Origin of the sequence: Haemophilus sp. HMSC066A11 (assembly GCF_001811665.1) — a bacterium.
Lineage (GTDB): Bacteria > Pseudomonadota > Gammaproteobacteria > Enterobacterales > Pasteurellaceae > Haemophilus > Haemophilus influenzae.
This window is the reverse complement of sequence record NZ_KV805878.1, coordinates 69,212-83,912: the sequence shown is the minus strand read 5'-3', so window position 1 is coordinate 83,912 and position 14,701 is coordinate 69,212. Positions and strand designations below refer to the sequence as shown.

10 protein-coding genes are annotated in these 14,701 nt (G+C 38.1%); 2 read left to right on the top strand and 8 right to left on the bottom strand.

Annotated elements, in window-relative coordinates:
* Positions 1-9: 9 nt before the first annotated feature.
* The 8 genes from glnE to dksA form a co-directional block, all read right to left on the bottom strand.
* The gene (gene glnE / locus HMPREF2813_RS07205) at positions 10-2,976 is read right to left on the bottom strand and encodes a bifunctional [glutamate--ammonia ligase]-adenylyl-L-tyrosine phosphorylase/[glutamate--ammonia-ligase] adenylyltransferase (RefSeq protein WP_048946762.1); all 2,967 of its coding nucleotides are present in this window, start codon (positions 2,974-2,976) and stop codon (positions 10-12) included.
* 5 nt (positions 2,977-2,981) lie between these two features.
* Positions 2,982-3,917 carry a tRNA (adenosine(37)-N6)-dimethylallyltransferase MiaA gene (miaA, locus tag HMPREF2813_RS07200; protein WP_005687529.1) on the bottom strand — a complete coding sequence of 312 codons (936 nt, stop codon included), beginning with the start codon at positions 3,915-3,917 and terminating at the stop codon, positions 2,982-2,984.
* Between the two features lie 7 nt (positions 3,918-3,924).
* Positions 3,925-5,838, bottom strand: a complete 1,914-nt coding sequence (gene mutL, locus HMPREF2813_RS07195) for a DNA mismatch repair endonuclease MutL (RefSeq protein WP_042602140.1) — start codon at positions 5,836-5,838, stop codon at positions 3,925-3,927.
* A complete protein-coding gene (locus HMPREF2813_RS07190; RefSeq protein WP_014550608.1) occupies positions 5,839-7,137 on the bottom strand; it encodes a LysM peptidoglycan-binding domain-containing protein in 1,299 nt (432 codons plus the stop codon). It lies immediately after the preceding gene.
* 7 nt (positions 7,138-7,144) lie between these two features.
* Complete coding sequence (tsaE, locus tag HMPREF2813_RS07185) at positions 7,145-7,621, bottom strand: tRNA (adenosine(37)-N6)-threonylcarbamoyltransferase complex ATPase subunit type 1 TsaE (RefSeq protein ID WP_005657736.1); 477 nt, start codon at positions 7,619-7,621, stop codon at positions 7,145-7,147.
* A 75-nt stretch (positions 7,622-7,696) separates the two neighbouring features.
* The gene (gene folK / locus HMPREF2813_RS07180; protein ID WP_014550609.1) at positions 7,697-8,179 is read right to left on the bottom strand and encodes a 2-amino-4-hydroxy-6-hydroxymethyldihydropteridine diphosphokinase; all 483 of its coding nucleotides are present in this window, start codon (positions 8,177-8,179) and stop codon (positions 7,697-7,699) included.
* Positions 8,180-8,187: 8 nt separating this feature from the next.
* Positions 8,188-9,546, bottom strand: a complete 1,359-nt coding sequence (gene pcnB / locus HMPREF2813_RS07175) for a polynucleotide adenylyltransferase PcnB (RefSeq protein ID WP_014550610.1) — start codon at positions 9,544-9,546, stop codon at positions 8,188-8,190.
* Between the two features lie 246 nt (positions 9,547-9,792).
* Positions 9,793-10,230, bottom strand: a complete 438-nt coding sequence (gene dksA, locus HMPREF2813_RS07170) for an RNA polymerase-binding protein DksA (RefSeq protein ID WP_005657744.1) — start codon at positions 10,228-10,230, stop codon at positions 9,793-9,795.
* 259 nt (positions 10,231-10,489) lie between these two features.
* Here dksA and HMPREF2813_RS07165 point away from each other — a divergent pair, with 259 nt between their 5' ends.
* Both HMPREF2813_RS07165 and msbA read left to right on the top strand, forming a co-directional pair.
* Positions 10,490-12,856: a DNA internalization-related competence protein ComEC/Rec2 gene (locus HMPREF2813_RS07165; protein ID WP_014550611.1), complete on the top strand. Its 2,367-nt coding sequence runs from the start codon at positions 10,490-10,492 to the stop codon at positions 12,854-12,856.
* A gap of 40 nt (positions 12,857-12,896) precedes the next feature.
* Positions 12,897-14,660: a lipid A ABC transporter ATP-binding protein/permease MsbA gene (gene msbA, locus HMPREF2813_RS07160; protein ID WP_014550612.1), complete on the top strand. Its 1,764-nt coding sequence runs from the start codon at positions 12,897-12,899 to the stop codon at positions 14,658-14,660.
* Positions 14,661-14,701: the final 41 nt, after the last annotated feature.

The following is a 14,701-nucleotide window of genomic DNA, read 5'->3' as shown; positions in this document are numbered from 1 at the left end:
ATTACTATTTTACGAACTAAATAGCTTATCCCAAAATGCTTGAATAAATGACCGCTCTTTAACAAATTTACTGTTTTCCACAACGGAAGATTTACCCAACAAATTCAAATGATGAATGGTATTGCGTAAATTGACATAACTTTGTTTTAAAGCGTTGCAGTCTGTTTGGCTAATAATTTGCGCCCCAGCCATATCATCGAAAATACGAACATTGTCTGACCATTTTGTCAGTTGTGGGTTTTGTGGGGCATTGGCAAGCATTAAATATTGAGCGATAAATTCAATATCAGTGATACCACCGCGATCTGTTTTAAGGTTAAATTCACTGTGTTTTGAGTGAGATAAATGGGCAAACATTTTTTTCCGCATCTCAACAACATCTTGTTTTAATTGTTCAATATCTCGTGATGCAGAAAGCACTTGTTGGCGGATATGCTCAAATTTAGCTTTAAGAGATGATTCGCCAAATATTGGACGAGCGCGCACAAGTGCTTGTTTTTCCCATGTCCAAGCGTCATTCAATTGATAATGGGAAAATGTAGAAAGAGAGCAGCCAATTAAGCCAGCATCGCCAGAAGGGCGCAGGCGCATATCTGCCTCATAAAGTACGCCAGCGGAAGTATTTATGCTGAAAATACTCACAATCTTTTGTGCCAAGCGTAGGTAAAATTGATTGTTATCAATCACTTTTTTGCCACCTGTTGTTTGACTTTCTACGGCATTGTACAAAAATATGAGGTCTAAATCGGATTTATAACCGAGTTCAATACCACCAAGTTTTCCATAACCAATAACTAAAAATCCTTTTTCATTATTTTGCAAATGTTCAGGCACGCCAAATCTAGACGAAACTTGTTTCCAAGCTAGATTCACAACCACTTCAATAATCGCTTCAGCAAGATAGGTTAAATGATCGCTTACTTTCATTACTGGCAATGCACCTAAAATATCTGCCGCTGCCACTTTTAATAGGGTTGCTTGTTTAAATTGACGTAAAGCATCGATAAGCTGTTCTTCATCATCAGGGGGGAAACGAAGCAAATATTGGTGTAACTCTGTAGGATATTGGTGTAACTCTGTAGGATATTGGGTAAATGGCAAAGAATGACGTAGTGCTTCCGTATTAAGCAATTCATCTAATAAGATAGGATGGCGGGACAGTTGCTCTGAAATAAGTTGAGACTGCGCACAAAGTTCAATAACTTGCTGAAGGGCACGAGGATTTTCCAATAATAATTCTAAATAAGTTGTACGACTTGAAATTTTTTCAATAATGTTCAGTATTCGGGGGAGCAAAGTGCGGTAATTTTCTTGTTCAAAAATGAGTGCAAATACCGTTGGCATTAAATGACTTAATACATCACGCCCACGCGAACCAATCACTCTGTGATTTAGGCTGTTTTTGAATTGAGCAAGCTTTTCTAAAACTTCATTAATATTATTTTCTGATACACCACTCTCTAATAATGTTTGTTCAATATCCTCAAAATCTGCTTCTAAAAAATCTTGCCATTGGCTATCAGTTTGTGAAGGCTCATCTTGTTCATCACCGATTAATTGAGTAAATACTGCCCGCACTTTTTCTTGTTTTTGTTGTAAAGTGCGGTAAAAATCGTCCCAATTTTCTATTGGATAATGTTTTTCAATGGTTTGATTATTTTCATTTAAACAGGTGAAAGTTTTACATGCCTCGACTAAACGAATTTGATCTATTTCATCGGTTGGTAGTGTTTGAGTTTGTTGATCGTTAATGGCTTGTAGAATGTTTTCTACGCGGCGTAAAAAAATATAACTTTCACGTAAATCGTGGAATTGTTGTTCGGTAATTAATCCTAGTTTGGTAATTTCAGGTAAGATCTTTAAGAGTGAATGTTGTTGCAGATTGATTTCTCGCCCGCCTCGAATGAGTTGAAAAGCTTGTACGATAAATTCGACTTCACGAATACCACCAGCACCTAGTTTAATATTATCTTTCAAAGCACGACGGCGTACTTCTCGCTCAATTTTGCCTTTCATTTCACGTAAAGATTGAATCACACTAAAGTCAATATAGCGACGATACACAAAGGGGCGTAACATTTTTTTCAATTTTGAAACGTTGGGATCCTTTGTTTGTACGCCCAATACTCGCCCTTTAATCATCGCATAACGTTCCCAATCTCGACCTTGATCTTGATAATATTGTTCCATTGCTGCAAAGCTGAGAACAAGCGCACCGCTGTCACCAAATGGGCGTAATCGCATATCGGTTCGATACACAAAACCATCAGAGGTAAATTCATCTAAGGCAGAAATAAGGCGTTGCCCTAAACGTGTAAAAAATTTTCCATTATCCACAGAACGTCGAGCATTCGTATTCTCAACGGACGTTTCCCCTTGTGATGGATAAGTGAAAATTAAATCAATATCTGAGGAAAAATTTAGTTCAAAGCCGCCTAATTTCCCCATTCCTAGAATATAAAGCTGCTGCGGATTGCCTTGTTCATCCATTGGTGTGCCTATCTCCGCACAGGCTTGATGATAAAGCCAATCGCGGGCAGCGATAATTAAACTCTCTGCAAGTTGTGAAAGCTGAACAAAAATTTCCTCAACAGTGGCAAGATTCAAACTTTGACAAAAACTTAATTTTGCCATTTCAATGTTACGGAATTGGCGTAATGTTTGATAGAGTGCAGTTTCGTCATGTACATTGGCTAACTCTCTATTCAAACGTTCAATATAGGCAGTGCAATCTGTAAAACAGGGGGATTTTTCCCACCATTGTTTCACTAAGTGCGGGTATTTTTGCAAGACTTTTTCCACAAAGTCAGATATTGCCATAGCATAGCCTAATTGATAAACAGGCAGTTCTGAATGATTTGAATTTTGTTGAATGGCTTCGTGAATTTTTTCTGGGGAAAGTTCTGGAAAAGATTGGCACAGGATTGTGCCAAGAGATTGTAATTTTTGTTCAATGAGGGCAGAAAGTACGGTCATTTTTTCTAACCTTTTTGATAGGAATCTAAGTGACGTAATACGGTTTCTTTAGCTTGTTGAGGTTGCAAACTATCTAGCCATTGTATTGGTGTTTTCCAGCCGCGCAGCCAAGTGAGCTGGCGTTTTGCAAGTTGGCGCGTTGCACAAATACCACGGAAAATCATTTCTTCGTGATCGTAATCGCCTTGTAAATATTCCCACATTTGACGATAGCCTACACAGCGAATTGACGGCAGATTAATATTTAAATCGCCACGCGTATAAAGTTTTTCTACCTCTTCTTGAAAGCCCAGTTCAATCATTTTATGAAAGCGTTGTTCGATGCGTTCATGCAAAACATGGCGATCTTGCGGCGCAATTGCAAATTGCACAAAATCATAAGGCAAGGCTTCGCCTTTTTCTTCAGTCAGCTCTGTGAGTGATTTTCCCGTGATATAAAAAACCTCTAAAGCACGATTGATTCGTTGAGAATCACTCGGATTAATTCGGGCGGCAGACATGGGATCGATTTTGGCGAGTTCTGTATGCAATGCTGCCCAACCTTGTTGAGCTGCTTTTTGTTCAAGCTCGGCGCGAATATTTTCATCAGCAGAAGGCAAGGGAGAAAGCCCTTCAATTAATGCTTTGTAATACAACATCGTGCCGCCCACTAGTAACGGGATTTTGCCTTGTGCGGTAATATCCGCCATTTCGCGTAGCGCATCATCGCGGAAATTCATTGCGGAATAGCTTTCTGATGGATCTAAAATATCAATCAAACGGTGAGGCGCAAGAGCAAGTTCTTCTTTTGATGGTTTCGCTGTGCCAATATCCATTCCCTTATAAATAAGAGCTGAATCCACACTAATCACTTCGACTGGAAGTGAGCTTCGTAGTTGAATGGCTAAATCTGTTTTACCTGAGGCTGTTGGGCCCATTAAAAAAATTGTGGTTGGTTTCATGAAGAATCTAAATTTCGTCTAATAAAGGCTGCCAATTAACAGGTTTGAGTAATTGGGTGAATGCCGTGCGATTTGTTTGCGTGAGTAAACGTTCCGTCTCGCTTAATAAATTGAGTGCGTCCGCTAAAGCGTCAAAGGTTTTACATTCTAATTGTGCACAAAGTGCGGTTAAAAATGGTGATGAATTTTCATCTCTAGTCAGCATTGCCATCACGCATTTTTGTAGATTTTGTGTGCGTAACACATTTGGCACTTTATTTAAGGTTAAGCGTAATTGTGCTTGATTTTCGATAAATTCAAAGCCAATTTTTTTGAAGTTATCTGAATATTGTTGCCATGCTTGAAATTGTGCCTCTGTTAAACGAAATACGATTGGAATCAACAATGGTTGTTGTTCAATCTGTATTTGTTGTAAAGCCAATTGCCATTGCAAGCGTTGTAATTTTTCCAATGAAAGCAAAAAGAAATCTTGGTTCTGTTGTAATAAGAGCGCGCGATTTTCAATAAGTGAAAGGGCTCGCAGATGTGATGAGCACTCAATTATTTCAGTTGAGATGATTTTAGCTGTATCTGAAATATTTTGTTGTGCTGTATCTGAAATATTTTGTTGTGCTGTATTCGATATATCCTTTTGCGCTGTAGGCGGTAACGTGCGTAACAATTCAGCATATAAACGTTGCTCAGTTTTACTCGGTGCATCAGAACGGTAATCTCGATAACCAGTACTTACATGATTTGGCAACACTGGTGTGTTAGAAAAGTGCGGTTGATTTTGCTGTGGTTTTTCATGATATTGTGGCGCAAAGCTATTTTGCCCCGCAGCTGCACGATTAGGACGAATGCTGTAATTCGGTTGTGGCTCGCGCACTGTATTTTCTTCGTGATTTTCTACCGCACTTTGTTCAGTATGCCAATTAAGCTGTTCTTGATTGTTTAGTGCATAACTTATGCCTTCGTAAATAAAATCATGAATGAGGCGTTGTTGATGAAAGCGTACTTCATGTTTGGTTGGATGAACATTGACATCTACATCGTGCGGGTTTAAATCAATAAACAACACAAACGCAGGATAAGCATCGGTTGGTAAATATTGAGCATAGGCTTGTCGAATCGCATGGCTGATTACCTTATCTCTCACCATTCGGCCATTAATATAGCAATAACTTAAATCATTTTGAGTTCGGCTAAAATTTGGTGTAGCTACCCAGCCAGATAAGTGCAAATCATCGTGTTTCCAATCAATTCGTAAGGCATTTTTGACAAAATCATCCCCACAAATCACGGCGACACGTTTTAGTTGCTGATTGAGATCGAAGGCAGGGCGATATTGACGCACAATTTTCCCATTATGCGTTAATGTAAATGCCGTATTGAATTTTGTTAAAGCAATGCGGCGAATGACTTCATCAATATGAGCAAATTCTGTTTTATCTGTGCGCAAAAATTTTCGGCGGGCTGGCGTGTTGAAAAAAAGATTGGCGACTTCAACTGTTGTGCCGACAGGATGTGATGCGGGTTTGATTGTGGTTTCCATATCACGACCTTGCGCATAAACTTGCCACGCTTCAGTTTGTTCTTCGGTACGAGAAGTAAGGGTTAGGCGTGATACGGAACTGATACTAGCTAATGCCTCGCCACGAAAACCTAAACTTAAAATCGCTTCGAGATCGTCAAGATCGGCTATTTTACTCGTGGCATGTCGTGCCAAAGCGAGGCTTAATTCTTCTTTTGGAATACCACAGCCATTGTCACGAATGCGGATTAAATTTGCCCCACCATTTTCGATATCAATTTGGATTTTATTTGCACCTGCATCAAGGCTATTTTCCACTAATTCTTTTACCACTGATGCAGGGCGTTCTACCACTTCTCCAGCAGCAATTTGGTTAGCAAGTTGTGGGGAAAGAATTTTAATAGGCATTTATTTTTCTCTTAATTTTATTTTTTGTCCTGTAATAACTTTGCCATTTTTTAAATGTGGATTTAGGCTCAATAGTATATTTACTGGAATGTTATATTCCCTCGAAATAGCATAAAGTGTTTGGTTTTTTGTTACTTTATGATAGAGCGGAATTATATTTTTTTGATTATTAGTTTGTGTATTTTTCTCTTTTTTTAAATTTTTATTGGTATTATTTACTGAGCTATTTTGTTTTTTATGAAAATCATTTTCTTTAATTGTTAATGATTTATTTTTTATCTCGACATTATCAGGGATTTTAATACTTTCATTTAGCCAAAGTGTTTTTCTCTTTAATTGATTTAATTTAATAATATCAGAGACTTTTACGTGATATTTATTTGATAAGCTACCTAAACTTTCTCCTTTTTTTACAATATGGCGAATGCCACTGTCTTTAATATTATCTTCATTTATATTTTGTTCTGAAGTGCGGTTATTTTTCCCTGATTTTTTTATATCGTTTTGTTTGATGTTTTGCACTAAATTGTCTTTAACTAAAGTGTTGGTTTTACCGCTACGGAATGCAACTAAGCCTTCATAAATCATATAAGCAATGCGGCGACGATAAGTTTGGGAATTAAGTTTTTTTTCTTCTTCTGAATTGGAAAGAAATCCAGTTTCTACCAACACAGAAGGAATATCTGGCGAACGTAGAACACCCAGACTTGCATGTTGTGGTGTACTACGACTCAAGGTTGTTATTTTCGCAAAATGGTGCAAAATATGTTCGCCTAACACATAGCCTGTACGTTGGCTATGTCCGAATTGCAGATCAAGTACAGTCTGGTCAAGATATTTGTCATTATTGTGTGAAAGCACCTTTCCCGCGCCACCAAGTAATTCCGAGCGTTTTTCATCGTCTTCTAGCCATTGACCCATTTCATCATTGGCTCGACGGTTTGACAATACCCAAACAGAAGCCCCGCGACGATCAGGCGATTCAGATGAATCCGCATGAATGGAAATAAGATAATTCGCTTTAAATTTACGTGCGATTTCTGAACGTTCAGGCACGGAAATATAATAATCACTTTTACGTGTTAATACGCCACGAAAATGTGGATCTTTATCTAATAAGGCTTTTAATTCTTTTGCAATTGAAAGGGTAACATTTTTTTCATAAATACCTAAGTTTCGGCCGATTGCACCAGGATCTTTTCCTCCGTGACCAGGGTCAATTGCAATCGTAATAGGAGCTGCAAAAATAGAAAAGCTAAATGTCGAGAAAAAAAGAAAAAATAAAATTTTAGTTTTCATAAATAAGTTAATTAGAAAATGCGCTTATAATATTTTTACCCAAATTTGTTTGTGCGATTAATTCAATATTTCGTGCATCATCGTAATAATCAATATTCACTAAAATATCCGATTCCGGCAATATGCCTTGGCCTTTTTCAGACCATTCAATTAAGCAAATGCTACCCGTATTAAAATAATCTCTAATACCCATAAATTCGAGTTCTTCAGGATCTGCTAGACGATATAAATCAAAATGATAAATCATTTTGCCTGCAATATTGTATTCTTCAACCAGCGTATAAGTTGGGCTTTTTACATTACCTTGATGACCGATGCCTTGCAACATTCCGCGTGTCAGCGTTGTTTTTCCTGCCCCAAGATCACCGTTAAGATAAACCATAATGGCTTTTTCTGTATGCAATTTTAAAAGAATTTCGGCGAATTTTTTGCCGAAGCGAAGCATAGAAAATTCATCAGGGATATATTGAGTTAAGCTTTCCATAACGGGTCATGAATGAAGAAAAATGTGGGCTGATTCTACCGCACTTTTGAGGTTCATAAAAGTGCGGTGAAATTTCTAGGGATTTAATTTTATCATTTTGTGGTCAGCAAATTGCTTGACCAGCTCTGTTATGATTTGACTATTTGGTAAAACTAAATCCGATGCGATTTCAAACAACGGCACAATGACAAACTCACGGTTATGCATATCATAATGGGGAATTGTTAAGCGTTCGTTTTGAATGATTTCGTTGCCGTAAAGCAAAATATCTAAATCTAACGTGCGTTCGCCCCAGCGACGTAAACGCACTCGACCTTGCTCGTTTTCAATACGCTGTAATTCATCTAATAGCTTGAGCGGACTAAGCTCGGTTTTAATTTTTACAACGGCATTCACATAATCAGGTTGATCTTGTGGACCGAGCGGTTTGCTTTTATAAAAAGAGCTCGTTGTTACTAAATGAGTGTTTGGTAACTGACTTATCGCTTTAAGCGCAGCATGTAATTGTTCTACTGGCGTATTTAAATTGCTGCCCAGCGCAATATATGCAGTAATCATCTTTTTCCTTATTCAGCTGAGTGCGTTGTTTTACGACGGCGTGGACGGTAGTATTTTTTCTTTGGTTTGGGATGTAAACGTTGTTGCTCTTGTATTAATTGTTCACGCTGTTCGCCATTACTAAATTGATATTCATGCCACCATTTGGCTAATTCAATGGTTTCGCCACCTTCAATTTCTGCACGCATAGCCAGTAAATCAAAGCCAGCACGGAATTTTGGATGTTCCATGGTACGCATTGGTGCTGATCCAGTACGTTTTAATAATTGCAGTTGTAAGAACCAAATATCACGAATGACCGCAGTATGACGACGTGGTGCAGCCAAAGCACGGCAGAATAAATCTAAAACTTCATTGCCAGCCAACGCATAAGCATCATGATTATTTAAACCACCTTCATTTTTCAAGATTTCCACTTTTTCGCGTAATGGATACCAGAAAAATGCTGCAAATAAGAATGCAGGATTAATACGAAGTTTATCCGCAACACGTTCATCCGTAGAAGTAAGTGCAGTGACGATCATGCGTTCCGCAAAGCTATCTTCTTTCTCTGTAAAATATGAGCTTAATGCAGGGAAAAGTTGTTCAAATAAACCATATTGGCGTAATAAACGATAGGTTTTTACCCCTTGTCCAGCCTGCAATAATTTTAAACTTTCATCAAATAAGCGAGCTGGTGGAATATTTTTTAATAAAGGCGCAAGTTCACGAATTGGCTGTTCACTTGGTTTTTCAAGGAACATATCAAGTTTTGCCATAAAACGAATGGAGCGTAGCATGCGCACAGGATCTTCTTGATAACGTGTAACAGGATCGCCAATTAAGCGTAGTTTTCCTGCTTTGAGATCTTTAATGCCCTCGAAATAATCTCGTAACGTATTATCTTGTGGATTGTAATACAGCGCATTGACCGTAAAGTCTCGGCGCACTGCATCTTGTTCGATCGTACCGTAAACATTATCGCGCAGTAACATGCCTTCATTGCTCTGTTTCGCTTGATTTTCATTGCGAGCATCACTGTGATTGGCACGGAAAGTGGCGACTTCAATAATATCTCGACCAAACATAATATGTGCTAAGCGGAAACGGCGACCCACTAAACGGCATTGGCGTTGGAAAATGTTTTGGATTTGCTCAGGACGGGCGTTTGTTGCAACATCAAAATCTTTTGGTTTTTTACCGAGCAATAAATCACGGATACATCCACCGACGATATAGGCCTCGAAACCTTGACGTTGCAGTTTTTCCACTACATTGAGTGCATTACGGCTAAAATCACGCGGAGAAATATCAAATTGAGCCGCTTTAATCACATTTTTATCATAGCGACGTGTTTGTTCTGATTTTTTTGCTCGCGCTTTTGGCATTTGGCTATTAGAACGCTCAACTCGTTTAGAATGAGCACTTGTTTTGGCAACCTCTTTTGATTTTTTTGTCTTCTTGCCAAACAAATTTTTGATATAAGTAAGAATAATTTACTCCGTTTTGTTGTTGGAAATAAATGACAGGCTCTTTTCCTGTAAAGAAAAAGGCAAGTGGATTTTCCTGCATTTTTAAATGCAAAAAAGTGCGGCTAATTTTAACCGCACTTTTGTATTTTTCAATAGAATGAATTAACCAGCGACTTGTTTTTCGCGGATTTCAGCTAAAGTTTTGCAATCAATGCAAAGATCTGCTGTTGGTCGTGCTTCTAAACGGCGGATACCGATTTCCTCGCCACAACAATCGCAGTAACCAAAATCATCGGTATCAAGTTTCTTCAAGGTTGCTTCGATTTTTTTCATTAGTTTACGTTCGCGATCTCGATTACGTAATTCTAGACTAAATTCCTCTTCTTGAGTTGCTCGGTCTGCAGGATCGGGGAAATTGGTTACTTCATCCTGCATATGTGCAACGGTGCGAGAAGCTTCTTCCACGATTTGCTCGTGCCAAGCATTAAGAATCTTTCTGAAATGAAGAATTTGCTCTTCATTCATATATTCTTCATCTTTTTTCATTTGATAAGGCTTAACGCCTGCTAAATCTAGCAAGCTCAATGATTCTCTTGACATCTCTCACTCCTAATACATACAGAATTTAAGCGTGGACTTCACGACTTCCTGTCTTGTTATTTTAGTTTGTTCCTGACAGCTCTTTTAGGAACCCAACTTTTGCGGGCGGTATAAATATCAGAAGTTGTTTGTTTTAGCAAGTAAATTTTCCTGAAAAATTTATTTTTACGATATGGATCGCAAAATTTGAAGCAACCGTTTGCATATTTAAATAAAACTAGCCTAGGCTTAGAGAGACTGGAATTAATCTTTTATAAAAATGAAATTAAACTTAATAACTTTAGCTGTCTTGTTAATTGTCGCGGATTTAACGTTGTTATTTCTACCGCAACCGTTGCTATTGCCTTGGCAAGTTGCTTTCGTTATTGCGCTTGTTTTGATTTTTCTTTTTATTTTCTTGCGTAGAAATTTCTTAGTTAGCCTTGCTTTTTTTGTTGCCTCTCTTGGCTATTTTCATTATTCGGCTTTGAGTTTATTACAACAAGCTCAAAATATTACCGCTCAAAAGCAAGTGGTAACTTTTAAGATTCAAGAAATTTTGCACCAACAGGATTATCAAACGCTTATCGCCACAGCAACATTGGCGAATAATTTGCAAGAACAACGAATTTTCTTAAATTGGAAAGCGAAAGAGGTGCCTCAATTATCGGAAATTTGGCAAGCTGAAATTTCTTTACGTCCCCTTTCTGCACGATTAAATTTTGGTGGGTTTGATCGGCAACAATGGTATTTTTCAAAAGGAATTACGGCTGTTGGAACGGTAAAAAGTGCGGTGAAAATTGCGGATGTTTCATCATTGCGAGCAGAAAAATTGCAACAAGTGAAAAAACAAACAGAAGGGTTGTCCTTACAAGGTTTATTGATTGCCTTAGCTTTTGGCGAACGGGCTTGGTTAGATAAAACCACTTGGTCAATTTACCAACAAACCAATACCGCACATCTTATTGCTATTTCTGGCTTACATATTGGGTTGGCTATGGGAATTGGATTTTGCTTGGTGCGTGTTGTGCAAGTATTTTTCCCCACCCGTTTTATTCATCCTTATTTTCCTTTAGTTTTTGGTGTTTTATTTGCTTTAATTTATGCGTATTTGGCTGGTTTTAGCGTGCCAACTTTTCGTGCCATTTCAGCACTTGTTTTCGTTTTATTTATTCAAATAATGAGGCGACATTATTCGCCCATTCAGCTTTTTACGGTGGTTGTCGGATTCTTGCTTTTCTGCGATCCATTAATGCCGCTTTCGGTCAGTTTTTGGCTTTCTTGTGGTGCAGTTGGGTGTTTGATCCTCTGGTATCGTTATGTGCCTTTTTCTCTTTTTCAATGGAAAAATCGCCCCTTTTCACCAAAAGTGCGGTGGATTTTGAGTTTATTTCATTTGCAATTTGGGTTATTGCTTTTTTTTACACCTTTGCAACTTTTTCTATTTAATGGCTTATCGCTGAGTGGATTTTTAGCCAATCTTATGGCGGTTCCAATTTATAGTTTTTTGCTTGTGCCATTAATTTTATTTGCCGTTTTTACTAACGGCACAATGTTTTCTTGGCAACTAGCAAACAAGTTAGCCGAAGGAAGTACTGGGTTAATTTCTGTTTTTCAAGGGAATTGGTTTAATGTTTCATTTAATTTAGCATTGGTTTTAACCGCACTTTGTGCAGGAATTTTTATGTTAATTATTTGGCGTATTTATCGAGAACCAGAGGTTTCATCATCAACTTGGAAAATTAAACGACCAAGATTTTTTACATTGAATCTCAGTAAACCTTTGCTAAAAAATGAACGAATCAACGTTTTGCGATGTTCTTTCGGCATTATCTTACTGTGTTTTACGATTTTGTTGTTTAAACAATTTAGTAAGTCAACTTGGCAGGTAGATACTTTAGATGTGGGGCAGGGCTTGGCAACGCTGATTGTGAAAAATGGCAAAGGGATTCTTTATGATACGGGTTCTTCTTGGCGAGGTGGAAGTATGGCTGAGTTGGAAATTTTGCCTTATTTACAAAGAGAAGGGATTGTTTTGGAAAAATTGATTTTAAGCCACGACGATAACGATCACGCAGGTGGTGCTTCAACAATTTTAAAGGCGTATCCCAATGTGGAATTAATTACCCCTTCGCAAAAAAATTATGGGGAAAATTACCGCACTTTTTGTACTGCTGGGCGTGATTGGCATTGGCAAGGGTTGCATTTTCAAATACTTTCTCCTCACAACGTTGTGACACGAGCTGATAATCCCCATTCTTGTGTAATTTTAGTCGATGATGGAAAGCATAGCGTTTTGCTAACTGGCGACGCTGAAGCAAAAAATGAGCAAATTTTTGCCCGCGCTTTAGGCAAAATCGATGTGTTGCAAGTGGGGCATCATGGGAGTAAAACATCAACAAGTGAATACTTGCTTTCTCAGGTTAGACCAGATGTAGCGATTATTTCTAGTGGGCGTTGGAATCCGTGGAAATTCCCTCATTATTCGGTTATGGAAAGGCTTCATCGCTATAAAAGTGCGGTAGAAAATACCGCTGTTTCGGGGCAAGTGCGGGTAAATTTTTTTCAAGACCGATTAGAAATCCAGCAAGCTCGCACAAAATTTTCCCCTTGGTATGCGCGTGTAATTGGATTATCAAAGGAATAAAAGGTACAATGCACGCAATTTTTACTATTAGATAGCGATTATGCAAGAGCAAAAATTACAAGAAAATGATTTTTCAACCTTACAAACTTTTAAACGTTTGTGGCCAATGATTAAACCTTTTAAAGCGGGGCTTATTGCTTCAGGTATTGCGTTAGTTTTTAATGCATTGGCTGATTCAGGCTTGATTTACTTGTTAAAACCTTTGTTGGACGATGGTTTTGGCAAGGCAAACCATTCATTTTTGAAAATAATGGCTTTTGTTGTTGTGGGAATGATTATTTTACGTGGCGTGACTAACTTTATTTCTAATTATTGCTTGGCGTGGGTATCAGGCAAAGTTGTCATGACAATGCGTCGCCGCTTATTTAAACATTTAATGTTTATGCCAGTGAGTTTCTTTGACAGAAATTCAACGGGGAAATTACTTTCTCGTATCACTTATGATTCTGAGATGATTGCAAGTTCTTCTTCAGGATCTTTGATTACCATTGTGCGAGAAGGAGCATATATTATTTCGCTATTGGCAGTGATGTTTTATACAAGCTGGGAATTAACCCTTGTTTTATTTGTTATCGGGCCAATTATTGCAGTATTGATCACTATCGTTTCAAAAATTTTCCGTAAGTTGAGTAAAAATTTACAAGATTCAATGGGGGAATTGACGGCGACGACGGAGCAAATGCTGAAAGGACATAAAGTCGTGATTTCTTTTGGTGGTCAGTTTGTCGAGGAAGAGCGTTTTAATAAAGTGAGTAACAACATGCGTCGTAAAGGTATGAAAATGGTTACTGCAGATTCCATTTCCGACCCTGTTGTGCAGATTATTGCTTCTTTTGCTTTAGTTGCTGTATTGTTTTTAGCTACCACGCCATTAATTGCGGAAGATAATCTAAGTGCGGGTTCTTTTACGGTAGTTTTTTCATCTATGTTGGCAATGATGCGCCCATTAAAATCCTTAACGAATGTAAACTCTCAATTCCAACGTGGAATGGCAGCCTGTCAAACTTTATTTGCCATTTTAGACTTAGAACCAGAAAAAGATAACGGCACTTATAAAGCAGAACCTGCTAAAGGCGAGTTAGAATTTAAAAATGTGAGTTTTGCATATCAGGGAAAAGAGGAACTTGCATTAAATAATATTTCTTTTAGCGTGCCTGCAGGAAAAACCGTTGCTTTAGTGGGACGTTCTGGATCGGGCAAATCAACCATTGCTAATTTAGTGACACGTTTTTATGATATTGAGCAAGGCGAGATTTTACTTGATGGCGTAAATATCCAAGATTATCGTTTATCTAATTTACGTGAAAACTGCGCTGTGGTTTCTCAACAAGTCCATTTATTTAACGATACTATTGCGAATAATATTGCTTATGCAGCACAAGATAAGTATTCTCGCGAAGAAATTATCGCTGCAGCAAAAGCGGCTTATGCTTTAGAGTTTATCGAAAAATTACCGCAAGGTTTTGATACGGTAATTGGCGAAAATGGCGCTAGCCTATCAGGTGGGCAACGTCAGCGTTTAGCGATTGCTCGTGCTTTATTGCGTAATTCGCCAGTATTAATTTTAGATGAAGCTACATCTGCACTAGATACGGAATCAGAACGAGCAATCCAATCTGCATTAGAGGAATTAAAGAAAGATCGCACGGTTGTTGTGATTGCCCATCGATTATCTACTATTGAAAATGCGGATGAAATTCTTGTGATTGATCACGGAGAAATTCGTGAGCGTGGCAACCATAAAACATTGCTTGAACAAAATGGTGCCTATAAACAGTTGCATAGTATGCAGTTTACTGGCTAATTTATTGATTATCGAAAACGCGAGTTGAAAAACTCGCGTTA